We start from the raw sequence: 25,644 nt of genomic DNA on the forward strand, positions 1-25,644 counted from the left end.
TTCGTCAGAACTAACAAGATTTATATATACTGAATGTGCCGATTGAATTGTGCAAGAAGAACAGTTCTCGGATCGCGTGCTGAAAGCGGACCAGTGGAGCAGGGCCGCCGCAGTCGGCGTTGCGGTCATCGCGTTTTTCGGCAGTTTACAGCTCACGGGAGGGATCCAGTTCAGTTCGATCACCGCGGCCGCAGCGGGAATCGGTGCCCGGTTTCTCATTCCGTACCAGGTCAGTATGTCGGTCCCGGCCGAGGACAGGGTTCCGCTCGAAGAGCATCCGGCGACCGGGAACTTCCATCACGGGGCCGTCGGCGCGGCGCTACTGCTCGGTGCGCCGGTTACGATTGCTGTCATGTATCTGCACCCCGTATTCCTGACGGCCATCGGTGTCGGCACGCTCGTTTCGGTTGTTGCTTTCTCCGTGCTATCACAGCTTCTACCGCGATAGTTCACCGGCACTAGCTGATATGTTTTTGTGATAGTCTCCCGAAAATTCGAATGGGATCATGTACGACAAGATACTCTATCCGACGGACGGTAGCCATGGCGCCGAAGCGGCACTCCCACACGTGCGCGATCTCGCTTCGACGTACGATGCAACGGTCGACATACTCTACGCCATCGACACGACAGAGGTCGGCATCGGGATGGTTGGCCACCAGGACACCGAGAGCGAGCCCGGCATGGTCGGCGGCCACGGTCGGGATAACGGTCCGGGGATGGTCGGCCAACAGCCGATGCCGGAGGAGACCCGTGAAGCGCTCGAAGAACAGGGGGAAGCGGTGGTCGAACACACCGCCGAACAGCTTGAGGGGATCGATACCCGGACGGTCGTCGACTCGGGGGATCCCTATCAGGTAATCCTCGATCACGCGGCCGAGGAAGGGATCGATCTCGTCGTGATGGGGACGCATGGACGGACGGGTGCTGACCGATATCTGCTCGGGAGTATCACCGAGAAGGTCGTCCGGACGTCGGATATCCCCGTTGTAACGGTGCGGGCCGAGGCCGAAGAGTAGTGGCCGATCCAGTAGAAACGACAGTGCCATCGCCTGACGGCACGTAACCGAGATTCGATATTTTCCGTGGCTATCGCTATCGATCAGCGAGACACAATAAAAAAGACGGCTGAGTTACCGACTTAGACCGTACCGGGGACCCAGACTCCCCAGGCGAAGATGCCTGCGAGGAACAGGATACCGATCGTCGCGGTCGTCACGACGATGGATGCCGCCGGCGGGTCGAAGTGGGTGTCGGAGTGAGCGTAGAAGATACGCTGGAGGAACTCGCCTGCCAGCGCACCGTAGAGTCCGAAGATTGCACCGACGATGATCGCTCCTGCCGCACCGAACGCGATCCCTGCCGACGGATCCACACCGAGGGCAGTCATCGTCGACTCGTTCGTCGCCGCGTACGCCGTCGCGGCGGGCAGAGTCATGTGGTGGGTGACCGGGATCCGGCCGATTCCGAGGTTCAGGAACAGCAGTGATGCTGCGCTGATACCGAAGCCGGCGAACACTGCCACGCCACCGTGGCCAGCGCCGACGATCATTCTGTGCGTGATGACCGCGGCTGCGAGACCGGCGACCACGCCGATCGTCGCCACATGGGACCACTTGTACATCTCCGGCAGCCACGGCTCGACTGCGAGACGGTCGGCTCCGTCTTTCTCACCGTCACCGACGACTTCGCCGGCGTCACGCGTCTCTTCGCGCTCGAACGGCGACATATCGAGGATACCGTCGGCTTTGTCGCTGACGATACCGATGACGCTGTAGCCGAAGACGAGTCGGTGGACGAGCGCGCTGATCACGATACTGAGCGGGATCGGATCGAGCGGTAGCGCGAGTTGGCGTGAGAGTTGTTCCAGAAGCAGTCCGAACGCACCGAATGCGGCCCCGACGGCCAGTATATCCGGTCTACTACCTAACGCAAACGTAATGTCTTTCCCGTTATGGTAGTCGAAGCCGGATTCCATCTTTCCGCGACTGGCCGCGTACGCCGCTGCTGCGGCACCGCCAGCGAAACTGATGTGGGGGCCGAAGACGGGGCCGAACCCGACGCCGACGCCGAAGCCGCCACCACCCAGCGACCCCGCGATGACGAGGAAGCCGGTGAAGACGAAAGCTGGAAGCGCACCGAGTGCGGCACCAAACGCGCCGCCTGCCAGTGCACCGAGCCAGAGTTCCGGTTGTGTCAGCGAGTCCACAACATCTTCGATTCCGCCCGGACTGTACTCCGGTGCCGAGACCTCCAGAATGAGGTCCGAGACGTCGAGTGCCGAAAGTGCGAGGTCAGGTGCAATCTCGACTACCACGTTTAGTCACCACCATCGCGAGCCCAGTCGCGGGAGCGATCAACGGCGTCCGACCAGCGGTTGTACATCTTGTCCGCTTCGTCGTTCTCCATCTCCGGTTCGAACTCGCGGTCGATCTGCCAGTTGGCGGTGAGTTCGTCGAGGTCGGACCAGTAGCCGACGGCCAGGCCAGCCGCGTAGGCCGAACCCAGCGCCGTCGTCTCGTCGACTTCCGGACGCGCGATGTCCGTGTCGATAATGTCGGACTGGAGCTGACAGAGGTAGTTGTTCTTGACCGCGCCACCGTCGACGCGCAGGCTCTGCATGTCGATGCCGCTGTCGGCTTCCATCGCTTCGGCGACGTCGCGGGTCTGGTAGGCGATTGCCTCCAGGGTCGCGCGAACGATGTGTTCGCGTCGCGTTCCGCGCGTCATGCCGACGATTGTCCCGCGTGCACGCTGGTCCCAGTGGGGAGCACCGAGGCCAGTGAATGCGGGGACAAAGTAGACGCCATCCGTCGAATCGACACTGCGCGCGAGCTCTTCGGTCTCGGCGGCGTCCTCGATCAACGTCAGGTCTTCGAGCCACTCGATCGCTGCACCGGTGATGAAGATCGACCCTTCCAGTGCGTACTGGACGGGTTCGCCCGAGCGCTGGAACCCGACCGTCGTGAGGAGACCGTTTTCACTGGTAACGGCTTCGTTGCCCGTGTTCATCAGGAAGAAGCTCCCGGTGCCGTACGTGTTCTTGGCGTCGCCAGCATCGAAACAGGTCTGGCCGAACAGTGCAGCCTGCTGGTCACCGAGCGCGCCGGCGACCGGTACTTCCGCGTTCAGGAAGCCGTCGGGGTCAGTGCTACCGTAGGTCTCCTCGTCGCTGGAGGGGCGGACCTCCGGCAGCATCTCGCGGGGCACGTTGAACTCCTCACAGAGTTCGTCGTCCCACTCCATCTCGTTGATGTCGAACAGCATCGTCCGTGAGGCGTTGCTCACGTCCGTGATGTGATTGCCAGTCAGGTTGTAGATAACCCAGGTGTCGATAGTGCCAAAGAGCACGTCGCCCTCAGCGGCGCGCTCCCGGACGTCGGCGGGCCGTGCGCGCTGGGTCTTGATCGGGTCGGCGTTGTCGAGGAGCCACTCGGCTTTCGTCGCCGAGAAGTACGCGTCGGGTTCGAGACCCGTCTTTGCCTGCACCTCGTCGGCCTTGCCTTCGTCCTGCAGCGTCTCGATGCGGTCGGTCGTTCGGCGGTCCTGCCAGACGAGCGCGTTGTGGAGCGGTCGGCCGGTGTCTGCGTCCCACAGCAGTGTCGTCTCGCGCTGGTTGGTGACGCCGATGGCTTCGAGCTGGTCGGGCGTCAGGCCAGCGTCGTTGAGCGCGTCCTGCATGACCTCTTTCGTGTTCTCCCAGATTTCGCGGGGGTCGTGCTCGACCCAACCGGGTTCCGGGTAGATCTGTTCGTGTGTTTCGTAAGCGTTCGCCACGACCTGCCCGCTGTGGTCGAACACCATGAACCGTGTTCCTGTCGTTCCCTGGTCGACTGCGCCGACGTAGGTGTTGTCTGTCATGATTTCGTTTGGTTGGTTTGCGTCCAGAGTTGGTCGTATACGATGTCCTTACACGGCTGTTTACTCGTAGCGCCGTGATATCGGTAAACAACAAGTACATTCATTATAAATGTTTCCACTCAACGGCACAAACACCCCCTAAAGCGGGGCAATTATATATATTAAGTTACATGAAATTGGAAATCCCCGGTCGTTCGGAGGTTCTTTATCATCTTCTCGTAAACAGCGGTAAAGTAAAGTAAGCACAGTACGAGCATTCAGAAGACAGATGGAATCCAGTACCGGGGTCCTCGTCATCGGCGGCGGGTCGACCGGCACCGGCATCGCGCGTGACCTCGCGATGCGGGGTGCCGACGTCACCCTCGTCGAGCAGGGGAACCTCACCCACGGGACGACAGGACGGATGCACGGTCTGCTCCATAGCGGCGGGCGATACGCCGTCTCCGATCAGGAGAGCGCCAAAGAGTGCATTCAGGAGAACAGGGTCCTTCGAGACATCGCAAGCCACTGCGTGGAGATGACTGGTGGGTTGTTCGTTCAGCGACCCGAGGACACGGACGAATACTTCCAGAAGAAGCTAGAGGGGTGTCGCGAGTGTGACATCCCCGCGGAAGTGCTCTCGCCCGAGGAGGCCAGAGAGATCGAACCGTATCTGGCCAAAGACATCAAGCGCGCGATCAAGGTGCCTGACGGAGCCATCGACCCGTTCCGCCTCTGTGTTGCGAACGCTGTCAGCACGGAAAACCACGGTGGACGCGTCGAAACGCACGCCCCCGTCACCGACGTCCTCATCGAGGATGGTGAGGTCGTCGGCGTCGAGGTCGAGCACGAGACCGGCCAGGGCAAGCGCGAGCACGGGAAGGCCGGGCAAACGGAGAAAATCTACGCCGACCACGTGGTCAACGCCACCGGTGCGTGGGCCGGACGGATCGGCGAGATGGCGGGCGTCGAGGTCGAAGTACGACCCTCGAAAGGCGTGATGGTCGTGATGAACTGTCGGCAGGTCGACACCGTTGTCAATCGGTGTCAGCCCAAAGGCGACGCCGACATCGTCGTCCCCCACGAGACGACCGCTATCCTCGGCACGACCGACGAGGAGGTCGACGACCCCGAGGACTATCCCGAGGAGCAGTGGGAGGTCGACCGGATGATCGACGAACTCAAACAACTGGTACCGATCCTCGACGAGGCGCGGACGATACGCTCGTTCTGGGGCGTCCGTCCGCTGTACGAGCCACCGGATACTGGAACCTCCGACCCGACCGACATCACGCGCCAGTTCTTCCTGCTGGACCACGACGACCGCGACGATCTGCCGGGAATGACCTCGATCGTCGGCGGCAAGTTCACGACCTACCGGATGATGGCCGAGACGATTTCCGATCACGTCTCCGAGCGTCTCGGCATCGACGCCGAGTGCCGGACCGCCGACGTCCCGCTCCCCGGTAGCAAGGACGAAACCGTCCTCAACGACGCGATGGATCGCTTCGGGCTACGCTCGCCAATCGCCCGACGAAGTAAACAACGTCTCGGCAACCGCGCCGACGAGGTTCTCGATGTGGACGAAGCGAATCCGGTTATCTGCCAGTGTGAGGGCGTCACCCGCGCCGAAATCAAAGACGCAGTCAGTCAGGCCGGCACCGACCTCAACGCGGTTCGCATCCGCACGCGTGCGTCGATGGGTAACTGCCAGGGTGGCTTTTGCTCCCGTGCGATGGCGGACGTTCTCCACCCCGAGTACGAGGAGGAGATCGCCAGAGAGGCGTACGACGAACTGTTCCAGGAGCGCTGGAAAGGCGAAGTACACGCCCTGTGGGGCGAACAGCTCTCACAGGCCATGTTGAACTACGCGCTCCACGCGACGACGCTCAACGCCGACTCGGATCCCGCACGACTCGATCAGGAGGTCGACTTCGGCGCGTTCGACGCCGGACGTCCGACCGACGCAGTCGAGGGAGCCGAAGGTGGCGATAGCGCCGTCGCGACCGATGGAGGCCACGATGGCGATTGAAGACGACGTGCTGGTAGTCGGCGGCGGTCTCGCCGGCATTGCGGCCGCAGTCGGCGCACACGAACAGGGCGCACGAGTCCGACTCGTCTCACACAAACAGAGCACGATGCGACAGGCCAGCGGCCTCATCGACATCCTCGGCTATACGCCCGACGGCGATGGGCCGGTCGTCGATCCGTTCGACGCAATCGAGGAACTCCCGGAGGGCCACCCCTACGAGCGGGTCGGCGTCGATGCCGTCCGCGCCGGACTGGACATGTTCGACGACGCCGCGGGCGACGCGTACACGGGCGGCCACACCGACAAGAACGCGCTCGTCCCGACCCACGGCGGGGCGATCAAGCCGACCGCACGCTACCCCGAGAGCGCGGCGTCTGGGGTGGCGAGCGCCGGCGGAGACACGCTTTTCGTCGGGTTCGACTCCATGATCGAGTTCGACGCCCCGGTCGCCGCCGAGCATCTGGCCGCGACCGGCGTCCCCTACGAGACAGAGGGCGTAACGATCGAGTTCCCTGGCGGACTGCGCGACGACGCCAAAGTTACACGCTTTGCCCATCTGCTGGACCGGAACGACGACCTCACGGTCGACGGAACGGACGTACCGGCCCGAACGGCACTCGCCGAGCGAGTGAAAGATCATATCGGGGATCACGAACGCGTCGGGTTCCCCGCAGTGCTGGGGGACGACCACCCCGCCGATATCCGCGAGGAGTTGGCGAACCGACTGGGCGCGGCCGTCTTCGAGGTACCGATGGGCCCGCCGAGTCTGCCCGGCCTCCGACTGGAGGATCGGTTGTATGAGTATCTTCACGAGGTCGGCGTCCGTGTATCGACTGGCAATCCGATCGTCGACGTCGAACCGGACGGCGGCCACGTCGACCGCGTCGTCAGCGATCACTCGGGCCGCAAAGTCCCCTACAAAGCCGATGAGTACATCCTGGCGACAGGCGGACTGGTCGGCAAAGGTATCGATTCTGACCGGGAAGGCGTCTACGAACCGGTGTTCGACTGTCACGTTCCACACCCAGCGGACCGGTACGACTGGTTCGAGGACGGCGCGTTCGACGACCACGAGTTCGCTCGCTTCGGCGTTCCCGTCGATACGGAACTACGACCGCTGGACGCGAACGACGAACCCGAGTTCGAGAACCTGCGGGCGGCGGGCAGTATTCTCGGCGGCTACGACTTCCCCTCGGAAAAATCCGGCTCCGGCGTCTCGCTGGCGACCGGCTATGCCGCCGGCGAAACGGCAGGTGAACGAGTATGAACGAGACGTACGAATGCGGCGACGAGGTGAGTTCCCATGAGTGATTCCCAGCAACCAGACGATTTCGAACCGGTAAACGTGTTTGCGGAAACGGACGGAATGGATCTCCGACCGGGCTCCGACGACTGTTACAAGTGCTCGATCTGCGATACGAACTGCCCGGTCGCAGAGGTCGACGATGACTTCCCCGGCCCGAAGTTCCAGGGTCCGGAGCAGTGGCGTCTCAAACGCAAGGAGGACGCCGACATCGACGACTCCATCATGGAGTGTTCGAACTGTCTCCGGTGTGACAACGCCTGTCCGTCCGAAGTGCCGCTGAGTCAGATGCACAACACGGCACGAGGCGAGTACGTGGACAACCAGATGGAGAAGCTTTCGGTAGAGTACATCCGAAACCGGGTTCTGGCGAACTACCGGACCTCGGCCTATTTGGCGAGCCTCTTCCCCAGAACGGCGTCGTTCGTCATGAACTTCGGCCCCGTCCGCTGGGGGATGGAGAAGGTGATGGGTATCCCCAGCGAGCGGGAGTTCCCCGAGTTCGCGACGACGACGTTCCGGGAGTGGTGGAACGACCGCGGCGGCGCACAGGTACAGAACCCGGACAAGCGGGTCGCGTACTTCCACGGCTGTTACTCGAACTACAACACCCCGGAAGTCGGGAAGGCGCTCGTGCACGTCTACGAGGAACTGGGCTACGAGATCATGATCCCCGACCAGGGATGCTCCGGGACGCCCATGTTCGCCAACGGGATGCTCTCCGACGCGCGACGACACGCCGAAACCAACGTCGAGAATCTGGCTGCGGCCATCGAGGACGGCGCGGACATCATCGCCTCCTGTACGTCCTGCTCCCTGGCACTGCGCCAGGAGTACCCGGAACTGTTCGACATCGACGGCATCGAGGACGTCTCGAACCACACCTACGACGCACTGGAGTATCTTCGGATCTACGAGGATCTCGAGGGAGAGCTCCAGGGTTCGGAGGTCGATTTCCCGGATCTGGCCTACCACGCGCCATGTCACTCGCGGAATCAGGGGCTTGACGGACAGGCCCTGGAACTCATCGAGAACGTCGACGGCGTCACTGCGGAGGACGTCGGCGACTCCTGTTCGGGCATCTCCGGCACCTACGGCTGGAAGACCGAGCACTACGAGACGTCGATGGAGATCGGCGAGGAGATGTTCGAGCACATGGAACACGCCGAGGGCGACGTCGGCATGACGGAGTGCCCGACCTGCGCGATGCAGATGGAACACGGCACTGGCTACGAGATCAAACACCCCCTGGAAGTACTCGAAGCCGCGCTCGTCTCGGAAGAATAATGACGAGCAGACACATACGATCCGCCCGATGGATCTGAGCGAACGGATCGCTCGTCGTCAGCAGACGACTGCGAGCCAGTCCCTCATCACGCACGAGAACGCCCTGAATCCGGCCGCCCACCTCCCGGAACCGATCGGACGGGGGGCAATACTTGAGCAGCTATTGGACGCAATAGGACCGGTATTCGAGGGGGAGATCCCCGAGGACATCGCGGTCTGTGGGCCAAGCGGGGCGGGGAAATCCGCTATCGTTACTGCCATGTTTACGCATCTAAACGATAGCTTCACCGAGACGGACGGATCGATCGGAACGACCACCCGATCCGGTTCGGCCGCTCCGATGGCACAGTTCGCCTACGTCAACACCCGCCAGATCGATAGCACGTTCCAGTTCTATCACGCCATCCTGGATACGGTCTCGCCGGACCCCGTCCCCCGCCGTGGTATCGGAACGGACGAACTCAAAGACCGACTGGAGTCGGCAATCAGTGGGAGTAGGCCGGTATGTATCGCGGTCGACCACATCGAGGACGGAGCGTTCTCCGTCGACGAAGCGATCGAACTCGTCGAACCCATCGAGTCCTCGGTGGGGTTGCTCGTCATCGCCAATGAGGAGATAGACGACTGGACGGGACAGCACGTCGAGGTCCCGGGATATCGGCCACACTCGCTCGTCGATCTGTTGACTGAGCGCGCCTCCTACGGGCTAGCCAGCGGTTCTATCTCTCATGGCCTGGCGCGACAGGTGGCGAACTGGGCTGACGGCGACGCACACGATGCTCTCGCCGCACTGTTCGGTGCCGCGATCCACGCCCAGAAGAACGCCAACGATCGAATCACTACGGCGGATATCACGGCGGGGATCGATGCCGTGCCCGAGGAGAGCGTACAGACCGGGCGCGTACTTGCGCTCCCCGAAAACCGGCGTGAGGTGCTCGTCGAACTGCTTTCAGTCGGTCCTGAAGCCGTTACGATCAGCGAGGTCGCGGAGGCCGTCGGCCGTCGAACCGATCTCTCGCCGAACACCGTCCAGCGGTTCCTCTACGAACTGGCCGAGGAAGGGATCCTCAAACGAACCGTCGTCAACCGAAGCGGATCGGACGGCCGGCGGCCCACGACGGTCATCCCCTGCTTCCCGACGCTCGTTTTCCAGCGCCTCGAAGCGGAGAAGTAGCACTGACTCACGCCGAACGCTTGGCCGAACACGTATCCGATGCTTTCTTCGAGGAGTCCGTCAGCGAGGCTCAGGCGCTGTCGACGTACTCCAAGTCGTCAGTGTACCGGTCGAGCGCGAACACCGCCGCCGCACCGAGGACGGCCGCGATCAGGATCGGCCCCAGCGGTTCGAGGATGCTGGTCAGGAACACCGTCGGCGAGCGGGTTGCCGGTACGACAGAGACGTTTGCCACGACCTGCTGCGCCGGGAGCAGTAGCCCGCCGATCATGAGCGCAACGAGAAACGCGAGTGTCTCGGCCCGGTGGCGTTCGAGCGCACGTTTGACGAGATGTGCGACAGAGAGGAGGCCGACGGCTGCGCCGGTCAGGAAGGTGACGACGACGAGTCCAGTCGAGAGTAGTTCGGGCGTAGTACCGCTAGAAAAGAGAGAGAGCAGGCCATCGATGAAGCCGTTCAGTGTATCCAACATGAAGTAGTACTGACCGAGGACGAGCAGGAAGAAGGCACCCGAGACGCCGGGGAGCACCATCGCGCTGACAGCGATCACTCCGGCAACGAAGACGACAGGAAGCGCGTGCGAGATAGAGCCCGCAGTGACGAGTGTGACGCCTCCCGCAATCGCAATGCCGACCGTCATGATCGGGACGAGCCGTCGGGGAGGAAGCCGAATCTGATCCGCGAGAACGACCGCCGACGCGCCGATCAGCCCGAAGAAAAACGCCGCAGTCGTCCCGGGATAGGACTCCGCGAGAGTGCCGACGATGCGCGAGACCGCAAGGATAGCCGTTCCCACACCCGCCCCGAGCGCTAACAGGAAGCCGATATCCATCCGTCCGACGCCTTCCGAGAAGGCGGTCCGTGCTTCGGGGTCGTGGGGACGGAGCGCGTAGCCGATCAACCGTGGATCGAGCGTCGTGATCGCCGTGACGAGGCGTTCGTAGATTCCCGTAATCAGGGCGATCGTTCCGCCAGAGACGCCGGGAACCATGTCCGCGATACCCATACAGAAGCCTTTGAGATAGATCGAGAGCCAGTCGTTCATCTACACGTACCAACAGGGGAGGAGATTAAAACGGTTAATGTATCGGACAGCCAGTGTTTCTCACGGCCGACCGATCAGTTCTCGTCGAGGTCGACAGTCCGCTCGTCGCCGTCGTAGATAGCGGGTTCGGGCACGTCGGTCGTGCCGGTGGTACGGACATCGGCGTCGAGTTCCGACAGATCGATCTCGCCGTTTTCGATCGGTGCTGACGAGACGGCCGCCGCATCGAGTTCGTCGCCGACGAGGACGGTGTAGTCGTCGGTCGCCGTCACGGCGCTGTCAGTGTAGCCGTCCTCGGGCCCGAGCTGGTCGTCGGTCGCGTACGGAACGGTGATCTCGAAGGTACCGTTCTCACCGGCTTCCGCGGACTGGACGTAGGTAAACGGTCGGCCGGTATCGCTCTCCAGCGGGAGGGCAACGACGACGTCCTCACCCGCCGCAGCATCGCCGGTGATCGTCGCTCCATCGACCCGTTCGTAGGTCTTAACCGAGGAGACGAGGGCTCGGTTCTCCTGCGTTTCTAACTGCTCGGTGTACTGCGACGCCTGTTGCCAGCCCTCTAGCCGAGCGGAGTTCTCCGCCCAGATCGACTGGCCGGTCCGTGGGCTCTCGAAGACGCCAACGACCGAGAACGACTCGCTCTCGTGAACGAGGCGATAGCCTTCCATCCCCTGGGCGTCGTCGTAGTACAGCGACCCGAGCATCGAGTCGTAGTACTCCTCGCTCGCGACCTGAACGCTCCCGCCGCTTACGTCGGGGGCCGACGCCCACTGAGTGATCGCTCCGAACTTGCTACCAGCCATCTGATCGTCGATGGTGACGTACCGCACCGACTCACCGGCTTCCTGCTCGGTCCGGTCGTCGCGGATCGATCGGAGTTCGTCGTTTTCCATCTCGGCGAGGGAGCCGTCGTGGCGCCCGGACGCGGGCAGTGCGTCGAGCAGCAGGTCAGCCCGTTCCTCGGACTGGGCCTGGAAGAAGCCGCTGGCGGTGCCAGTGCCCTGCTGGAACGGGTTCGCCGTCGGGATTCGCTCGCCCTCGACCGTTATCCAGTGGCCGTAGTCCCACCAGGACATGACGCCGTAGGCTCCCTCGGTGTACTCGTGGTCGTCCGTTCGGTCGTACGCTCCGTAGTACGCCATCTCGTCGTCAGCATCGCCGAAGGTGCCCGGTTCGGGAGTCGACTCCTCCATCCAGTCGAAGCTATCGTCCCAGTACTCGACCGCGCCAGGCTGCTGTGCATCCGCCTGTGCCACCGCAGAGAACCCGAACACGCCCGACGCGAGCGGGAAGACGACGACCAGTAAGATGGTGGCCACGGCGATCACCTGGTACGTTTCGACCTCCTCAAGCCGGTCTATCGACGGGATCTGGAGGATGTCGAACGCCTGACTCAGTAGCCAACCGTTCAGCACGGCGACTGCAACAGCAAGGTAGTAGTGATACCGGACCTGGGTCAGCGCCAGCAGGGTGAGAAAGACCGTCCAGACGACGATCAGTAGCTGCTCGGACCGGAACTGGTCCGCGTCGCGTAGCCGCCAGACCATCCAGACGACCGCGACCAGCGCAAAGACGTAGGTGAAGGCGTAGTTGTCGACCAGATACCCACTGAGACCCCCGCTCTGTTCGGCAGTCGGTTGGGCCTCGGCAATCGTCAGCGCGGTATCTGACTGGCCGAGCAGGAGTTGGTTCTGTACCTGGCTCCAGATGGTATTGAAGAGGCTGGGGAGCGCGAGGGCGACGAGCACAATCGCAACGAGACCCAGTCCACCGATAGCGATGGGATAGCCACGCGAGTCGATATCGCGAGCGTCCCACTGTCGTGCGAGCCACGCCATAAAGACACAGCCAGCGGCGACGGCGAACGCCGCCAGTGGCTGAAGCAAGGACAGCGTCGATGGACTGGTGATGCCGACCTCGTCGATAGCGACGAGCGCGAGGACGCCGGCGACGCTCATACTCACCGCGCCGACGATTGCGACGTGTTCCGGGCTACGCCCCTGCAGATACTCGACACAGAGCGCGATCCCGAAGAAAGCCCCGAGGATCCCGACGAGGACGACCGCCGGCGGCCAGGTCCAGAAGTACAGCGCCAGTCCGAATCCAGCAAGACCGCTCCAGGTGAGGGTCTCGCGAAGTCCCGCCCAGTCACGCTCGAGGAACTGTTCGTAGACCGGCTTCTGGCGCTCGGCGACCGTCAGCGCAACCATGAGTAACAGGATCGTCGTCGCCTGAAACAGCACCTCTGCGACGTGATGGTCGGTGAAGCCGACGACGCTCCGGGAGAGAAACATACCGGGGAGGAGCGCGAGGATCAGGGCGGCGAACAGTCCGCCGCGACGCCCGGAGAGACGCTTTGCGATGAAGTAGGTCGGGATTGCACAGAGCACGCCGACGATTGCGGGTGCGAGAACCAGCACGATAGCGGCCTGTCGCTCGGTCGGACTTCCGAGACCGACAACCAGGATGACGGTGGCTATCAGTTGGTCGAACAGGTTACCGAACTGATCCGCACTCGTCCCGAAGGGGAACTGCGTCCACGGGTCGAACGGCATCGTCGTAGGGTAGTTCGAGACCGTGTACATCGTCTCGCGGAAGTGGTAGTACGCGTCGTTGCCGCTGAAGTACACCCGATCCGACTGGACGAACTTGCCGTACGGTTGCAGGCGGACCAGTAGCATGAACAGCATCGTCAGTGCCAGCGCGGGGACGTGATACCAGCGCTGCAGGAGGGACGATATCGACCCCGTGCCCTCGAGGTCGAATCGATCGATATCGAGACTCATTGTCAACGACCAATCCCAACCGAAGAATAAACCTTGCTATCTCCAAGCAGTGTCAGAAATGCAGCACGGCTTCCGTCTCTGCAGGAGAGAGCCGCGGTGCTCGAAGTCGTTCGGCTCCGGCGCTCACACGCCGAGCGAGGAAGTTAACATCGACGCACCCTAACCGAGGCTATGAGCGATTTTCGGGCCGCAATCGTCGATGTCGACGGAACAGTCGTGCTGGGTGACGAACCGATTCCTGGAGCAGCGGGTGGAGTCGAACGACTTCGGGACGCCGGACTCGACCTCCTCTTTCTCTCGAACAACCCGACGAAGCGACGCGAGCAGTACGTCGACAGACTCACGCCACACGGGATCGATGTCGATCCGGAGCGAACGCTCACGGCGGCCTCGGTTACGGGCGAGTATCTCGCCGCCGAACACGCCGACGACGACCTGTTCGTCATCGGGTCCCCGGGGCTACTCGCTGGGTTGCGCGACCGCGGGCTGAACGTCGACGCGACGCCGCCCGAGGCGGACGTCGTCGTCGGGTCGATGGATCGGTCGTTCGATTACGAGACGATGACGGAGGCGATGTGGGCGCTGGAAGACGAGGGGACGACGTTTCTGGGGACCGATCCGGATATGACGATCCCGACCGCGGCGCGCGCCGAACCCGGGACGGGAGCGATCCTGAACGCGATCGGAGGCGTGACCGACCGGGAGCCAGAGCGAATCCTTGGCAAGCCCTCGCATACTGCAGCCGAGGCGGCGCTCGAAAGGCTCGGCGTCCCGGCAGACGACGTACTGGTGGTTGGTGACCGTCTCGATACCGATATCGCACTCGGCGAACGGGCCGGAATGACGACTGCGGTCGTCCTCTCGGGGATCACCGATCGGGCCGACGTCGACGCCGCGAGCAGTCCGCCGGATCACGTGCTCGAATCACTGGCGGACGTCGGGGAGTTGCTGTGAGCAATTATTGTATCCGGTTTCGGGCGGGGCTATCCTCGCGTCCAGGCCGCGCAGGCTGTCCGGAGCAGTGCACATTTATCCACCGCTCACGTATCCGATGCCGATGCAGGTCGTAGGGTACGAGACGGCGTCGGGCCCAGAGGAAAGCGGCGCGCTCCTCGTCGTGACCGACGGCCAGGTCGAGCGTCATGAGCTAGCACCGAGCGTCGAACTCGATTTCCGCCTCGGAAACAGGCGCTGTGCCGGGACGCTGGACGGCGACGAGCACGTCCAGTGTGATACTCCCGCGGGACCCTACTGTGAGGCCCACAATCGGACGTGGGTCTGTGCCCGCTGTACCGGCACCTGCCTGAAAGACGAGATGGACTGCTACGAGGAGCACGCCGTCTATCTCGCCGCGTTCGCCCCAGCAACGTTCAAAGTCGGCGTGACGCGCTTGTGGCGACTCGAAACGCGACTCTACGAGCAAGGAGCGGACCGCGCGGCGCACCTCCATACGGTCTCGAACGGGCGGATCGCCCGCGAGTTGGAGGCCGAAATCGCCGAGACGCTCACCGACCGGGTACGGATCCCGACGAAGGTCGACAGCCTCCACCAAGAGGTCGACGGGGAGGCCTGGCAAGCAGTGCTCGACCGACACGACCCCATCGAGACGAAGACCCTCGATCACGGCGTGCAGACGGGGACTCGACCGGTCCAGGAGACGGTCGCATCGGGCGAAGTGCGCGGCGTCAAGGGTCGGCTTCTCGTCGTCGAGAACGGCGGGAGCACCTACGCCGTCGACCTCCGCGACCTGGTGGGATACGAGCTACGACAGGGAGAGACTGAGCGGACGCTGCAGTCCAGTTTCGGTGCCTTCGAGTGATTGCCGGAGGTAGTGGACGAAAACCCTTTTCCAGTCAGCGACTGAACTGACGTGCATGGCAGACGACGACCAACAAGACGAGGGTGACGAGGAGAAATCGTTCCGCGAACGCGTCGAAGAGATCCGCGAAAAACGCGCCGAGAAAGGCGAGGGTGAGGAAGGAGAAGGCCCACCGGAAGGTGGCATGGAAGAGATGATGGGCGGTGGCCCCGGCGGGATGGGTGGCGGCGGCAACCCCTTCGCACAGATGATGGGCGGCATGATGGGCGGCGGCCCCGGCGGCGCGGGTCCCGGCGGTGCAGGCCCCGGCGGCCCTGGTGGCCAGTCCGAAGCGGGCAACGAAGAACTCACTCGGGAAGTTCGACAACTCCGTGACGAAGTTCGTGACGTGACGCGACAACTTCAGCGGATCGCCGACGCGCTCGAAGACGACTGACGACGGTACCGCTTCGACCGCCGCTGCGATAGTTCTTATTTATCAGTACTACGCGAGAGGAGTTCCTCGACTGCAGAGAAGTTCTCGCCCGTCGCGACGACGTCCTGCTCCTGATCGTAGACGATGACGTTCTCGTCGACGAGCTTTGGGATGTCGGAGTGGTACAGCATCATGTAGGTGTCTTTGACCTGTTCGGGCGAGATCTCGGTGATTTCCTTGCCGAGTTGGCGTACCGTCACCGCTTCCGCGATGTCCGGCAGTCCGACGTGGTCGTGCTCGCGGAGCAGGTCGATCGCCTCCCGACGACGCGACGTGGAGAGCAGCCCGAACGTGCGGTCCTGGGGTAGCTCCGAGCCGGATTCGTCGGACGCGGCTTCGGAGCCCGTTCGTGAGCTGTCCTCTGTCATTGGCCGTTTCTTTCGAGTTCTCAGGGATACGTATTGTGATTTGCTGTCTGCGTCAGCATCACGATTGATCGAAAGCGGGCGCGTCGGACGACCGATAGCTGCTCGATAAAACAAAAAATACTTGTCCTCTACTTTCCCATCACTCAATGGGGCAATACTGGACGTCCTCTCTCCTTGTCCGTACTGCCCCGGAATCCCCCACTCCCCCCACTTTCCAATGACTATCGCCGACGAGCGTATCGAGCGTCTGCAGGAGCTGGCAGCCGAAGCCGTCGCGACCAACCATCCCGACAGAGCACGACGGTACGTCCGGCTTGCCCGTCGCATCGCCGAGCGAGAGCGACGATCACTGCCGGAAAGCTTCAAACGCTTCACCTGTGACGAGTGCGACGCGTATCTCCAGCCCGGAAACAACGCCCGTGTTCGGTTACAGGACGGCCACGTCGTCCTCACCTGCGACTGTGGGCACCAGTCGCGGTATCCCTACTGACGGCGTGACACTGCCGGACAGGCAACCATTCGACACACGTTGGATCGGACGGCTAAGCACCGGAGAGAGGCCAAAAGAGTAAAACCCTCGGCGCTCGGTACAATACTGTATGACTAGTGATGCGTTACAGCGAGAGATTCACGAACTTGATGTGACTGTGTGGGTAGGCAAGAGCGGTCTCGAACCGGTGGTCGACGAACTGGCAGACCAACTAGACGATCGGAACCTTGTGAAAGTGAAGTTCCTCCGAGCAGCGCGTGGCAACGCCACCGCCGAGGAGTTGGCCGATGACCTGGCCGAGCAAGTCAACGCTGAGGTGGTCCAGAGCCGTGGCCACACGGCGGTGATGCACTGATGGGAGCGATCCAGCAACTCCTGGTCGATGCTGGACTGGGAGCTGGTACCGCCGGTAGCATCGAGTCGCTCGTTCTGTTCGCAATCGCGTTCGTCGTCATCTACGTGATCGGACAGCGGACGGTGATTCCGATTGCGGATCGGACGTTGGAGCAACGTGATCTGGATGCTCACGCACGGGGACCGCTGTTAAAACTCGTCTCGTTCGGTATCGTGTTCGTCGCCGTGGCCGTCGCGTTCGGCTTCGCCGGCTTCGGGAGTTTCCTCTCGTCGCTCGCGACTATCGCCGCAGCCCTTGCACTGGCAGTCGGTCTGGCGACACAGGACACGATCAGTAACTTCGTCTCCGGCGTCTTCATCTACGCCGACAAGCCGTTCCGTATCGGCGACTGGATCGAGTGGGACGGCAACTCCGGCGTCGTCGAGGACATTAGCCTCCGCGTCACGCGCGTCCGGACGTTCGACAACGAGATGCTGACTGTCCCCAACTCCGAACTAACCGGGGGCGTCATCAAAAACCCCGTAGCAAACGAGAAGCTTCGACTGAAATTCGTCTTCGGAATCGGCTACGGCGACGACATCCAGCAGGCCACCGACATCATCGTCGAAGAGGCCGAGAAGCACCCGGGAATCATGGATGACCCCGCACCCTCGGTCCGATTGACCGAGCTAAACGACTCGGACGTCGGCCTGCAGTCGCGGATCTGGATCTCCGAACCTAGCCGCGCCGACTACGTCAAGACCCGTGGCGAGTTCATCACCAACGTGAAAGCCCGCTTCGACGAGGTCGGGATCGACATCCCCTACCCGCAGCGGGAACTGGCAGGCGAGTTCGAACTTAGCAACTCCACCCCCGTCGAAGCCGAAGAGTAACCGCGCTCCGACGGATCGTCCACACCGTTTTCGAATACTTGATGTTCGACGAGTAGCGTCGCTATTGCCTGAACGAGGCTCTGGTGAGCAATGGCCGTCGCTGGCGAAGTAAAATACGGTATGAATGGACGGACGCCCGGGGTTGCCCGACGTTCCCGTCCGGGGAATCCCGGTTGCCTCCTCCGCCCCGCGACCCCTCGAGCGACCATCGTCCAGCGGTTCGCTGCTCGCTTCCGCGCCTGACGAACTGCCGCCGGCAAATCGCGACGTGACGCCCCTGCGGGCGGACGCCGCGAACCGTGGCCCCCGAGGGACGAGGTTTCCACGTCGGCTTCCAGGGCCCGAACGGGTCTGTCCGGACGCGTCCGGGGTTCGGTCCCCGCTAAAGACCATAGTGCGGGTAGTGAGCAGGGCCTAACTGCCCGACCTAGTCCATCTTACACTACCCCTCGACCTCTTAAGGGCCTTTCGACTTTCGAGAACTAACCGCGTTCCGTCTGGCGATCATGCGACAGTGTGACAAACTGACGACTCGTCAGGAGCGCGATTAGATGTCTCAGAAACGACTCGTTACGAGCGTCGAGTCGGGCTCAAATCACTCTCAGAGCCTTTGCGTACCATGCACTTGCAACCGGCAGGAGGGCCGACGCCACGACCAGCGACCATCGATGGTACTCGAGCCAAGTATCGGTCCCGAGTTGCTGGACGAACGCCGACGGTACCGACAGCGCCCAGGCCGCCGCACTCCCGGCGATAAACAGTCCCAGTACGAGCGTGGCTCCAGCGATGGTCACTGGATCCGAGCGCTCCTGCCGGCCCGCGGCGAACGCGACGAGGGCGATGATCGTGAGCAGGGTAACGACCCACGGTCCGACCACGCCGTGATCGTAGTAGGCGCTGATTCCACCCGCTCCAACATCCGACAGTAGTAGATATGGGAGCGCCACGATCGCGATGACGAGCAGACAGGCGACGATTCCGAGCGTTGGCGGCGTCCGGTTATCTATCACAGACTGAACTCTTGCATCCGCCAGTATAAACACGGCGTTCCACGGGACCAGCGTATCGGAAAACCCACAAGCCATTGGTGCGAAACGGTTGACATGGGATTCGGAGACACCGCCAAGAGGATCCAGACACTCGCAGACCGGGCCGAACAGCTAATCGCACAACTCAAAGACGTTCGGGAGCGAGTCATCAACCTGGAAGAGGCCACCGAAGAGACAAACCACCGGGTCAGCCGACTCGAAAAGGATTCGGAAAAGCAACTGGTGTTGCTGAAAGAGCTCGCCCGTGAGCAGGGGATCGACGCCGACGAAGTGCTCGCTCAGGCGGCGATCGAGGAGGCTGAATCCGACGACGGAGCGGAGGATGCGGCCGAGTCTCCGGACGGTGAGGCGTCTGCGAGCGAGAGCGACAGCGCCGAGCAGGCCGACGACGCCATCGAAGGCTGAGGAACCACGACGAACCGCGCGTGTTTCTCAGCGGTGTCGTGCGTGCGCTACTTTGAGACAGCGATCCTGTACGACAGCGACGCCCTCGTCGCGGGCACGGGCCGCCGCGTCGTCGTCCCGAATACCAAGTTGTAACCAGAGCGCGTCGACATCGTCCCGTTCGAGCACACTGTCGACGATTCCCGAGACTTCCTCCGACGGACGAAAGACGTCGACGAGGTCGATCCCGTCCGGGACGTCGTCGAGCGAATCGTAGGCTCTGTGACCGAAGATTTCCTTGGCGAAGGGATTGACCGGTACGATGTCGTAGCCGTGTGCGTCGAGATACTTCGGTATCTCGTGGGCGTCCTTGCCGGGCGTCGACGAGCAGCCAACGACGGCGATCCGTTCGCTATCGAGCGCGGTTCTCACGAGTTCGTCCTCAGTTGTCATACACGAATGTAGACGACGTATCGGGAAAAGTGACGCGGGAGCCCTACTCTGCAGTCCGGAGACGCGGGGGTTCGGCACTGTCTTCCGAGAGTTCGATCAGGCCGTCGAACAACTGTGTGAGCGTGTTCATGGTTTGATCGTCGTGTGCCGTCGAGTCGATGACGTAGAGCCCCAGTCCGTTGGCGCTCTGGACGCGGCCAGTGAAAACGTGGAGGAACCTGAAAACAGTCTGCAGGTCAGAGTACATCAGCAGCGTCGAAACGGAGTGCATTAACACGCGGTTTTGTTTGAGACCGCGGCGTTCGTAGAAGTCCTGTAGAAACTCCGAGAGTTTGATCCCGATTCCGGTCATATCAACCGGCGAGGATGCATACTTCAGTTGGGGCCCATCCTCGGCACTGCCGACACCGCGCTGTTTGGTCACGCAGTCGACAATTCCGAGCGGTTCGTCTTCGACGTTGTCGATTCGCTTTTTGTACTCGCTGAGAATCTTGTCACCGCTGTCCTTGGTCGTGACTACGATGGCACCCTCTTCCTGACGGGTGCCGTTCGCGAGGATGTCGAGTGCAAGGCGGCGCTTACCCGAGAGCGGTGGCCCCGTGATCAGGAGGTTCGTGCCAGACTCGAGTTTAGCGTCCGGAAGGACGTCTGCCAGATCATACATGATGTGCCCTCATATACTGCACAGCCGATTGCTGTGTTGGTCGAGAGTGTTAGTGTAAGTATACCGATACCCACATATAGTACTTTTGATCGTCAGTGTGACGGACGAGAAATAACCAATCACCATAGCCGACTACAATACGCTCGGTAATACGACACCTATCCGACCGATTATAAACGCGACCGCAGCCAGAAACATACCGTACTTGAGATACTGCTGGCCGATTCTCGGCCGGCGATAACTCCGGACTACCGCGAACAGCATGACGAGCACCGCAGGACCGACGACAAGCAGGTAGAGAACCCCGAACGTTCCCCGAAGATACGGGATGGGACTCGCGGCGACGGCGACGAGTAACAGCACTGTTGCGACGTGCAGGGCAGGTCGCTCGCCGATTGCGATGGGTAGCGTATTCAGTCCCTCCTCCCGGTCGCCATCGATGTCCTCGACGTCCTTGATGATCTCACGTGTCAGCGTCGAGAGGGCAGCGAGGACGAACAGCACTGCCGACGCGCCCACGTCACCGACCGCCGCACCGCCGAACAGGAACGCGCTTCCTCCGAGATACGCCACCAGCGCGTTGCCGAGGCCCGGTAGCCCCTTAAACAACTCCGTGTACGCGATAAGCGCAAGGAGATTGAACGCCGCGATCCCGATAGCCAGTGGCGGTAGCGTCACCGCGAACGCCGTCGCGACGGCAAACAGGACCAGACTGAACCAGAGCGCCCCCCGTTCGCTCACCGCGCCACGGGGGATCGGCCGCTGTGGCTGATTGATCCGGTCGATCTCCCGGTCAAAGTAGTCGTTGATCGCGTTCCCTGCGCCGGTCGCCATCGCTGTCGCGGCCATCGCTGCAGCCACCATCCAGACGTTTTCGGTCGAAGCCCCGGCGACGAACGCACCGATGAACGTCAACACTCCGGCAGCGACCGCGTTCATCGGTCGCGTCAACTCGACGTAGCCTCGCACCCGCGCCTGGACGTCCATACTCACTACTCTCCCAGCCACACGAAATAAAAGACGCGAAATAACGCATCCACGAATGACCCGTGTTCGCACGGGTAGTGCGGGTCCCGAAATCAGTGGGTTTAACTTTACCCTCCTCGGATTTGTGGGTGCGGGCGCTTAGCTCAGCTTGGACAGAGCACTTGGCTTCGGACCAAGATGCCGCGGGTTCAAATCCTGCAGCGCCCACTTTTCCTGCGAACGAATGTGAGTAGTGAAAAGTATACCGCGAAGGATTTGAATCACGCATACACGAGCGACAGCGAGTGTTTGCACCGGGTTCAAATCCTGCAGCGTCCGTGACCTTTCGGAACGATTTTAAACAGATCGGCGCGGGCAGGATAGGTGACGCCAGTCACGATGTCTGCGGCGACGATCCAGGCGGCGACTAGTGTGCCGACAGAACGATGGCGTCCGTCGAAAGACTGGGACGAACGCCGGATCTGGTTACCCGCCAGAACTCTCTCTCGACGTTCGCTCCTCGAAGTACGATACCACCTCCTCACAGAAGCGCTCGATAGTGTCGTCACCGCGTTCGAAACCGAGATACGGCTCGATCAGTTCTAGTTCCATGAGTAGAAGGTCATCATCACGGTGTACGTAATCGATTCTGGCGTACGGAAGGCGGTCCTTTTCGAGACCGATGATCTCACATGCCGACTGTAATACTGCCCCAGCCTGCCGCCGGATCTCGGATGGGGGGTCGTACTCGGCATCGATTCCATCGAACTCCGTGACGTCGTCCTCCGCGGGCAGGCTGTTCCATGCGTGGCTATACTCGCCGCCGAAGAACACGATAGACCGTTCGCCAGCGCTGATCTCCGGGACGAACTCCTGGACCAGAACGTCGTGGTCGGTGACGTGGTCAGTAAATCGCTGTTCCGACTCAGCCACCTCAGTTGCCGATGTTCGCCACACGTCGGACGACATCGCGCCGATTGCAGGTTTGACGACGACATCGTCCCACCCGCTGGTTCGAATGACCTCTTCGAGTGACGTATCTGTGCCCTGTTTGATCACTGTCGTCGCCGGAATCTGGACTCCCTCCCGATCAAGAGCGGGGAGGTAGCTCTTGTGCAGGTTCCATCGAAGGACAGACAGGGGGTTACAGATGGGGACGCCTGCGTCCTCGATCTCGTCCAACATCGTCTGAAACCGACCTCTGTCCTCCGGATACTCCCAGCAGGATCGAACGAGCACCCCATCGAAGCGACGCCAGTCAACCGTCGGGTCGTTCCACATAACGGGGTCGCTATCGATGCCGCGCTCGGCAAGCGCTGTCGCGACCTGTTGACCACCGTCACTCAGTTGTGGTGCGAACCTCCCCGTTACGATTGCGAGGTGAAACGGGTCTTGAACCATATGTAACCTCACTATCACCTATACAAAAATATGGGGCGTCGTGAACTGTGCTCGGTAGACGCTGTGCACAGTGCTCGGATTGATACGCGGAGCAGGCGCAATACCACGGTGTTCACGCCGAGGATAGGAGTAACGACCACCTGGAATGGCCAGACAGCCACCGACTACGAGGACTGGGTTAGACGCAAATTCCCGTGAAGTGGCGGAGTCGTGGTTACAAACCTGAAACTCCCACCGCTCGGGATTCCTGCCTCTTCAGGCGCAGAGAAATATCAACCAGCTAATGCAATATCGAGGTACAGCATAATGATGACCCCAGCCATGAGTCCGAGCGTCGCCACGCGTTCATGACCACTCCTGTGTGTCTCGGGGATGATTTCGTCGGAAATCACGAACAACATTGCGCCTGCAGCAAACCCCATCGCATATGGCAATAGCGGCTCGACTGTCGCCACGGCAACGGCTCCCAGCACCGCGAGTGGGATTTCGACGACCCCTGCTCGGACCCCAGCGATTGCAGCATAGAGCCGCCTGTCGAGGCCAGCGTTTATCGCTGCCACAGACACAGCCAATCCTTCGGGGATGTTTTGAAGACCGATAGCGAGCATCAAAGACAACGCACTCCCGAGTTGTGCCGGATCTCCTGCTGCGGCACCGAACCCGACCCCAACGGCCAGACCTTCGGGCATATTGTGCAACGTGATGGCTAAAATGAACAGTACTACGCCAGCCAGTCGCTCGTCAGTGACCGGAAGCGTCTCGTCCGGTTCCGCTGCGTCCCTTCGTCGTTCGCCCGTCAGAAGATAGTGTGCGTGGGGAACTAGAGCGTCCGCGCGGTCAAGGAATAACGCGCCGATCCCGACGCCGATCAGTGTCGGGAGCGGGTTTCCTCCGGAGTACTCTTCGATGCCAGGAATTATAAGACTGGTAAAGGCCGCTGCGAGCATTACACCGGCGGCGAAGCCAAGCATACTATCTAGAGCCCGCTCGGACGGATTTCGCCAGACGAGAACGAGCGAGGCCCCAACAAGGTTCAGTAGGGCAATGATGATCCCTCCAGCAAGCGCCTGCATCACTGGAGAATTCCCGGCGAGTCGGACGAAGGTCTCTGTAAACTCAACGGTCATTGCGTAACTCCAAACGAGATGGAATTTTATAAGAATATACCCATATACGCCTGAAATCAGCTGTACGAACTGATTCCACAGAGAACACATCAGGTTCCATTCGACCTCCGGATTGTGATACCGCTTGAGGAGGTCTCACGACATCGCGAGCGAGACAGTAACGATAGTCGCTCTTTGTGCCTCCAGCGGACTTATTCCCTGTTGGACAGAGACATGTAGTATGGTCAGCGACGATCCGTCGAGCGCGCGACGTGCGGTCCTCCGCGGTGGGCTTCTCGCCACGCTCGGGCTCGCCGGTTGCATAGACAGACAGGACGCCGATTCGCCTGGCGAGGGCGACGAGCGACCGACCGGCGATGCTGTCCGCTGGACGCGCCAGACCGGTGGCTCCGTTCGGAACCAACCGACTGTCGAGGGCAATATCGTCTACGTCGGTGCCGGGACTAACGACAACGCGACCAGTGACCGTGATCACGTCCGCCCGGAGAGAAGCGAGAACATCTACGCCCTCGCAGCGGACGATGGGAGCCAACAGTGGCGGTACGAAGCTCCCGCAGGTGTCGCGTCATTTCCGGTCGTCGGAGACGGCGTCTACGTGATAGTCGGATGGGGCGCCGGCACACACGGTATCGAGCAGCGTCTCGTTCGCATCGACGACGGGTCGGAAACGTGGACGACGGAGTCACGCGACCGATTCCTTCATCTGCTGGACAGTACCGGGGACGCTGCATACCTCGGCACCTCCGACGACGAGTTCGGCCTAACGGGTGAGAAACTGTTCGCCATCCGGGCGAGCGACGGGGACCAGCGCTGGTCCATCGAAGCCGGCGACACGACAGATGCTACTGTCTACGACGACACTCTCTACGCCGTAGAGGGTACTCGCCGGACGACAGCCCTGGCAGTTAGCGACGGGAGTGAGCGCTGGCATCGGGATATGCGACCGGCCACGCACGAACCCCGCCTGCTCGGCGATACGATGTATCTCGAATCCGAACAGAAAAACGAGGCTGGGAACTATCCCGTCGTCGCAGTAAACGCGGCCGACGGGAGCGAACGCTGGCGGTTTTCGGCACCCGTCGACGAGCCGTTCGTCGCGACGGGCGCAGTCCAGTCGGGCGACATGGTATTCATCACCGAGTACGGTGGCTGGCTGTTCGGCGTCGATTCCTCGGACGGCACAGAGCACTGGCGGTACTCCACCGACGGAGACACGCGCGATGCGCCAGTGGTCGTGGGCAGTACAGTCTGTATCTCCACCATTACCGGGAGCGTCCATGCCGTCGATGCGGCAACTGGGGACCGACGATGGAAGCAATCGGTACCCCAACAGCCATCGATTGTTGCTGGGAACCCCCAGACGCTCGTCGTCCGTGGCGGTAAAGAGGAGGAGAGTCAGCAGCTCCGTGCGTACGCGCCTGACGGTACCGAACGGTGGTCGTTCTCGCATGGTGGTCGTTTGACCCAGCCTGCCGTGGAGGGAACGCGCGCAGTCGTCGGGACGGACAGCGGGTACGTCGCCGCGTTGGCTGAGGAGTAGCCGTCTGAAAGACGACATATGCCACAGGACACTCGAAACGTCGTTCTTGGCCCCAGGATGGAGCGACTGGGAGTCCGACTTCCGGATCCGAAGGCGATTCACTCCGCACCACTGACGACCGGATCAATATCAATGGAACTGTTACCATTGAGTAGACAAGTCAATCACGAGGAACGAGTGGTATCGTAATCAGATTCAGCAGTATATCGATGAA

At 61.7% G+C, this 25,644-nt stretch carries 25 protein-coding genes, 1 tRNA gene and 1 other RNA gene; 15 read left to right on the forward strand and 12 right to left on the reverse strand.

Annotated features, from left to right (window positions below; genetic code table 11):
• Nucleotides 1–49 precede the first annotated feature (49 nt).
• Nucleotides 50–448, forward strand: a complete 399-nt coding sequence (locus ACFQL3_RS09455; RefSeq protein WP_377053616.1) for a hypothetical protein — start codon at nucleotides 50–52, stop codon at nucleotides 446–448.
• Nucleotides 449–506: 58 nt separating this feature from the next.
• A complete protein-coding gene (locus tag ACFQL3_RS09460; protein ID WP_377053618.1) occupies nucleotides 507–1,019 on the forward strand; it encodes a universal stress protein in 513 nt (170 codons plus the stop codon).
• 122 nt (nucleotides 1,020–1,141) lie between these two features.
• Here the strand turns inward: ACFQL3_RS09460 and ACFQL3_RS09465 are convergent, their stop codons facing one another.
• The gene (locus tag ACFQL3_RS09465) at nucleotides 1,142–2,317 is read right to left on the reverse strand and encodes a hypothetical protein (RefSeq protein WP_377053619.1); all 1,176 of its coding nucleotides are present in this window, start codon (nucleotides 2,315–2,317) and stop codon (nucleotides 1,142–1,144) included.
• 2 nt (nucleotides 2,318–2,319) lie between these two features.
• On the reverse strand, nucleotides 2,320–3,861 hold the full coding sequence (glpK, locus tag ACFQL3_RS09470) for a glycerol kinase GlpK (RefSeq protein ID WP_377053621.1): 1,542 nt from the start codon (nucleotides 3,859–3,861) through the stop codon (nucleotides 2,320–2,322).
• Nucleotides 3,862–4,129: 268 nt separating this feature from the next.
• On the opposite strand from glpK, the gene glpA reads away from it, so the two are divergent.
• Genes glpA through ACFQL3_RS09490 form a run of 4 tightly spaced genes read left to right on the forward strand, consistent with a single transcriptional unit; the run spans nucleotide 4,130 to nucleotide 9,636 of the window.
• Complete coding sequence (gene glpA / locus ACFQL3_RS09475; protein ID WP_377053623.1) at nucleotides 4,130–5,872, forward strand: anaerobic glycerol-3-phosphate dehydrogenase subunit GlpA; 1,743 nt, start codon at nucleotides 4,130–4,132, stop codon at nucleotides 5,870–5,872.
• Entirely contained in the window at nucleotides 5,862–7,139 is a 1,278-nt protein-coding gene (gene glpB, locus ACFQL3_RS09480; RefSeq protein ID WP_377053625.1) for a glycerol-3-phosphate dehydrogenase subunit GlpB, read from the forward strand. Before glpA ends, glpB begins: the two co-directional genes overlap by 11 nt.
• A gap of 36 nt (nucleotides 7,140–7,175) precedes the next feature.
• Nucleotides 7,176–8,462 carry an anaerobic glycerol-3-phosphate dehydrogenase subunit C gene (locus ACFQL3_RS09485; RefSeq protein WP_377053627.1) on the forward strand — a complete coding sequence of 429 codons (1,287 nt, stop codon included), beginning with the start codon at nucleotides 7,176–7,178 and terminating at the stop codon, nucleotides 8,460–8,462.
• 28 nt (nucleotides 8,463–8,490) lie between these two features.
• Nucleotides 8,491–9,636: a Cdc6/Cdc18 family protein gene (locus ACFQL3_RS09490; protein WP_377053629.1), complete on the forward strand. Its 1,146-nt coding sequence runs from the start codon at nucleotides 8,491–8,493 to the stop codon at nucleotides 9,634–9,636.
• Nucleotides 9,637–9,706: 70 nt separating this feature from the next.
• On the opposite strand, the gene ACFQL3_RS09495 is transcribed toward ACFQL3_RS09490, so the two are convergent.
• Nucleotides 9,707–10,681: a DUF368 domain-containing protein gene (locus tag ACFQL3_RS09495; protein WP_377053631.1), complete on the reverse strand. Its 975-nt coding sequence runs from the start codon at nucleotides 10,679–10,681 to the stop codon at nucleotides 9,707–9,709.
• 74 nt (nucleotides 10,682–10,755) lie between these two features.
• Complete coding sequence (locus ACFQL3_RS09500) at nucleotides 10,756–13,467, reverse strand: oligosaccharyl transferase, archaeosortase A system-associated (RefSeq protein WP_377053633.1); 2,712 nt, start codon at nucleotides 13,465–13,467, stop codon at nucleotides 10,756–10,758.
• 171 nt (nucleotides 13,468–13,638) lie between these two features.
• On the opposite strand from ACFQL3_RS09500, the gene ACFQL3_RS09505 reads away from it, so the two are divergent.
• From ACFQL3_RS09505 to ACFQL3_RS09515, 3 genes are all read left to right on the forward strand, one after another.
• Nucleotides 13,639–14,421 carry an HAD-IIA family hydrolase gene (locus ACFQL3_RS09505; protein ID WP_377053635.1) on the forward strand — a complete coding sequence of 261 codons (783 nt, stop codon included), beginning with the start codon at nucleotides 13,639–13,641 and terminating at the stop codon, nucleotides 14,419–14,421.
• A gap of 103 nt (nucleotides 14,422–14,524) precedes the next feature.
• Complete coding sequence (locus ACFQL3_RS09510; RefSeq protein WP_377053637.1) at nucleotides 14,525–15,286, forward strand: DUF2797 domain-containing protein; 762 nt, start codon at nucleotides 14,525–14,527, stop codon at nucleotides 15,284–15,286.
• Nucleotides 15,287–15,341: 55 nt separating this feature from the next.
• Nucleotides 15,342–15,722, forward strand: a complete 381-nt coding sequence (locus ACFQL3_RS09515; RefSeq protein WP_377053639.1) for a hypothetical protein — start codon at nucleotides 15,342–15,344, stop codon at nucleotides 15,720–15,722.
• A gap of 35 nt (nucleotides 15,723–15,757) precedes the next feature.
• Here the strand turns inward: ACFQL3_RS09515 and ACFQL3_RS09520 are convergent, their stop codons facing one another.
• Nucleotides 15,758–16,129: a DUF7344 domain-containing protein gene (locus ACFQL3_RS09520; RefSeq protein ID WP_377053641.1), complete on the reverse strand. Its 372-nt coding sequence runs from the start codon at nucleotides 16,127–16,129 to the stop codon at nucleotides 15,758–15,760.
• Nucleotides 16,130–16,346: 217 nt separating this feature from the next.
• On the opposite strand from ACFQL3_RS09520, the gene ACFQL3_RS09525 reads away from it, so the two are divergent.
• The 3 genes from ACFQL3_RS09525 (at nucleotide 16,347) to ACFQL3_RS09535 (ending at nucleotide 17,846) form a co-directional block, all read left to right on the forward strand.
• On the forward strand, nucleotides 16,347–16,619 hold the full coding sequence (locus ACFQL3_RS09525; RefSeq protein ID WP_377053643.1) for a ribonuclease P protein component 4: 273 nt from the start codon (nucleotides 16,347–16,349) through the stop codon (nucleotides 16,617–16,619).
• A gap of 109 nt (nucleotides 16,620–16,728) precedes the next feature.
• Entirely contained in the window at nucleotides 16,729–16,974 is a 246-nt protein-coding gene (locus ACFQL3_RS09530) for a YhbY family RNA-binding protein (protein WP_377053645.1), read from the forward strand.
• The gene (locus ACFQL3_RS09535) at nucleotides 16,974–17,846 is read left to right on the forward strand and encodes a mechanosensitive ion channel family protein (protein ID WP_377053647.1); all 873 of its coding nucleotides are present in this window, start codon (nucleotides 16,974–16,976) and stop codon (nucleotides 17,844–17,846) included. Before ACFQL3_RS09530 ends, ACFQL3_RS09535 begins: the two co-directional genes overlap by 1 nt.
• A gap of 126 nt (nucleotides 17,847–17,972) precedes the next feature.
• On the opposite strand, the gene ffs is transcribed toward ACFQL3_RS09535, so the two are convergent.
• Both ffs and ACFQL3_RS09545 read right to left on the reverse strand, forming a co-directional pair.
• Nucleotides 17,973–18,284, reverse strand: an RNA gene (ffs, locus tag ACFQL3_RS09540) — signal recognition particle sRNA.
• Nucleotides 18,285–18,436: 152 nt separating this feature from the next.
• Complete coding sequence (locus ACFQL3_RS09545; RefSeq protein WP_377053649.1) at nucleotides 18,437–18,856, reverse strand: DUF7548 family protein; 420 nt, start codon at nucleotides 18,854–18,856, stop codon at nucleotides 18,437–18,439.
• A gap of 93 nt (nucleotides 18,857–18,949) precedes the next feature.
• Between ACFQL3_RS09545 and ACFQL3_RS09550 the strand changes: the two genes are divergently transcribed.
• Nucleotides 18,950–19,300 carry a DUF5798 family protein gene (locus ACFQL3_RS09550; protein WP_377053650.1) on the forward strand — a complete coding sequence of 117 codons (351 nt, stop codon included), beginning with the start codon at nucleotides 18,950–18,952 and terminating at the stop codon, nucleotides 19,298–19,300.
• 27 nt (nucleotides 19,301–19,327) lie between these two features.
• Here the strand turns inward: ACFQL3_RS09550 and ACFQL3_RS09555 are convergent, their stop codons facing one another.
• The 3 genes from ACFQL3_RS09555 to ACFQL3_RS09565 all read right to left on the reverse strand — a co-directional run bounded on the left by ACFQL3_RS09555 (nucleotide 19,328) and on the right by ACFQL3_RS09565 (nucleotide 21,383).
• Entirely contained in the window at nucleotides 19,328–19,732 is a 405-nt protein-coding gene (locus ACFQL3_RS09555; RefSeq protein ID WP_377053652.1) for a CoA-binding protein, read from the reverse strand.
• Between the two features lie 43 nt (nucleotides 19,733–19,775).
• Nucleotides 19,776–20,396: an RAD55 family ATPase gene (locus ACFQL3_RS09560; RefSeq protein WP_377053654.1), complete on the reverse strand. Its 621-nt coding sequence runs from the start codon at nucleotides 20,394–20,396 to the stop codon at nucleotides 19,776–19,778.
• A 132-nt stretch (nucleotides 20,397–20,528) separates the two neighbouring features.
• Nucleotides 20,529–21,383: a geranylgeranylglycerol-phosphate geranylgeranyltransferase gene (locus tag ACFQL3_RS09565; RefSeq protein ID WP_377053656.1), complete on the reverse strand. Its 855-nt coding sequence runs from the start codon at nucleotides 21,381–21,383 to the stop codon at nucleotides 20,529–20,531.
• 132 nt (nucleotides 21,384–21,515) lie between these two features.
• Between ACFQL3_RS09565 and ACFQL3_RS09570 the strand changes: the two genes are divergently transcribed.
• Nucleotides 21,516–21,590, forward strand: a tRNA-Arg gene (locus ACFQL3_RS09570).
• A 258-nt stretch (nucleotides 21,591–21,848) separates the two neighbouring features.
• Here the strand turns inward: ACFQL3_RS09570 and ACFQL3_RS09575 are convergent.
• Both ACFQL3_RS09575 and ACFQL3_RS09580 read right to left on the reverse strand, forming a co-directional pair.
• Nucleotides 21,849–22,763 (reverse strand): ATP-grasp domain-containing protein, encoded by a 915-nt coding sequence (locus ACFQL3_RS09575; protein ID WP_377053658.1) that lies wholly within the window; start codon nucleotides 22,761–22,763, stop codon nucleotides 21,849–21,851.
• Nucleotides 22,764–23,035: 272 nt separating this feature from the next.
• On the reverse strand, nucleotides 23,036–23,890 hold the full coding sequence (locus tag ACFQL3_RS09580) for a ZIP family metal transporter (protein ID WP_377053660.1): 855 nt from the start codon (nucleotides 23,888–23,890) through the stop codon (nucleotides 23,036–23,038).
• A 220-nt stretch (nucleotides 23,891–24,110) separates the two neighbouring features.
• On the opposite strand from ACFQL3_RS09580, the gene ACFQL3_RS09585 reads away from it, so the two are divergent.
• Nucleotides 24,111–25,430, forward strand: coding sequence for a PQQ-binding-like beta-propeller repeat protein (locus tag ACFQL3_RS09585; RefSeq protein ID WP_377053662.1), 1,320 nt, complete (start codon nucleotides 24,111–24,113; stop codon nucleotides 25,428–25,430).
• The last annotated feature ends 214 nt before the right edge of the window (nucleotides 25,431–25,644 follow it).

Origin of the sequence: Natronoarchaeum sp. GCM10025321 (assembly GCF_042663585.1) — an archaeon.
Lineage (GTDB): Archaea > Halobacteriota > Halobacteria > Halobacteriales > Natronoarchaeaceae > Natranaeroarchaeum.

Excerpts from the sequence above, each read along its gene's own strand:
- ACFQL3_RS09515 (WP_377053639.1), top strand. The coding sequence starts at position 15,342 with ATGGCAGACGACGACCAACAAGACGAGGGTGACGAGGAGAAATCGTTC.
- ACFQL3_RS09565 (WP_377053656.1), bottom strand. The coding sequence starts at position 21,383 with ATGGACGTCCAGGCGCGGGTGCGAGGCTACGTCGAGTTGACGCGACCG.
- ACFQL3_RS09510 (WP_377053637.1), top strand. The coding sequence starts at position 14,525 with ATGCAGGTCGTAGGGTACGAGACGGCGTCGGGCCCAGAGGAAAGCGGC.
- ACFQL3_RS09505 (WP_377053635.1), top strand. The coding sequence starts at position 13,639 with ATGAGCGATTTTCGGGCCGCAATCGTCGATGTCGACGGAACAGTCGTG.
- ACFQL3_RS09495 (WP_377053631.1), bottom strand. The coding sequence starts at position 10,681 with ATGAACGACTGGCTCTCGATCTATCTCAAAGGCTTCTGTATGGGTATC.
- ACFQL3_RS09555 (WP_377053652.1), bottom strand. The coding sequence starts at position 19,732 with ATGACAACTGAGGACGAACTCGTGAGAACCGCGCTCGATAGCGAACGG.
- ACFQL3_RS09580 (WP_377053660.1), bottom strand. The coding sequence starts at position 23,890 with ATGACCGTTGAGTTTACAGAGACCTTCGTCCGACTCGCCGGGAATTCT.
- ACFQL3_RS09535 (WP_377053647.1), top strand. The coding sequence starts at position 16,974 with ATGGGAGCGATCCAGCAACTCCTGGTCGATGCTGGACTGGGAGCTGGT.
- ACFQL3_RS09490 (WP_377053629.1), top strand. The coding sequence starts at position 8,491 with ATGGATCTGAGCGAACGGATCGCTCGTCGTCAGCAGACGACTGCGAGC.
- glpK (WP_377053621.1), bottom strand. The coding sequence starts at position 3,861 with ATGACAGACAACACCTACGTCGGCGCAGTCGACCAGGGAACGACAGGA.
- ACFQL3_RS09525 (WP_377053643.1), top strand. The coding sequence starts at position 16,347 with ATGACTATCGCCGACGAGCGTATCGAGCGTCTGCAGGAGCTGGCAGCC.
- ACFQL3_RS09485 (WP_377053627.1), top strand. The coding sequence starts at position 7,176 with ATGAGTGATTCCCAGCAACCAGACGATTTCGAACCGGTAAACGTGTTT.
- ACFQL3_RS09560 (WP_377053654.1), bottom strand. The coding sequence starts at position 20,396 with ATGTATGATCTGGCAGACGTCCTTCCGGACGCTAAACTCGAGTCTGGC.
- ACFQL3_RS09550 (WP_377053650.1), top strand. The coding sequence starts at position 18,950 with ATGGGATTCGGAGACACCGCCAAGAGGATCCAGACACTCGCAGACCGG.
- ACFQL3_RS09520 (WP_377053641.1), bottom strand. The coding sequence starts at position 16,129 with ATGACAGAGGACAGCTCACGAACGGGCTCCGAAGCCGCGTCCGACGAA.
- ACFQL3_RS09575 (WP_377053658.1), bottom strand. The coding sequence starts at position 22,763 with ATGGTTCAAGACCCGTTTCACCTCGCAATCGTAACGGGGAGGTTCGCA.
- ACFQL3_RS09460 (WP_377053618.1), top strand. The coding sequence starts at position 507 with ATGTACGACAAGATACTCTATCCGACGGACGGTAGCCATGGCGCCGAA.
- ACFQL3_RS09500 (WP_377053633.1), bottom strand. The coding sequence starts at position 13,467 with ATGAGTCTCGATATCGATCGATTCGACCTCGAGGGCACGGGGTCGATA.
- glpA (WP_377053623.1), top strand. The coding sequence starts at position 4,130 with ATGGAATCCAGTACCGGGGTCCTCGTCATCGGCGGCGGGTCGACCGGC.
- ACFQL3_RS09585 (WP_377053662.1), top strand. The coding sequence starts at position 24,111 with ATGGTCAGCGACGATCCGTCGAGCGCGCGACGTGCGGTCCTCCGCGGT.
- glpB (WP_377053625.1), top strand. The coding sequence starts at position 5,862 with ATGGCGATTGAAGACGACGTGCTGGTAGTCGGCGGCGGTCTCGCCGGC.
- ACFQL3_RS09530 (WP_377053645.1), top strand. The coding sequence starts at position 16,729 with ATGACTAGTGATGCGTTACAGCGAGAGATTCACGAACTTGATGTGACT.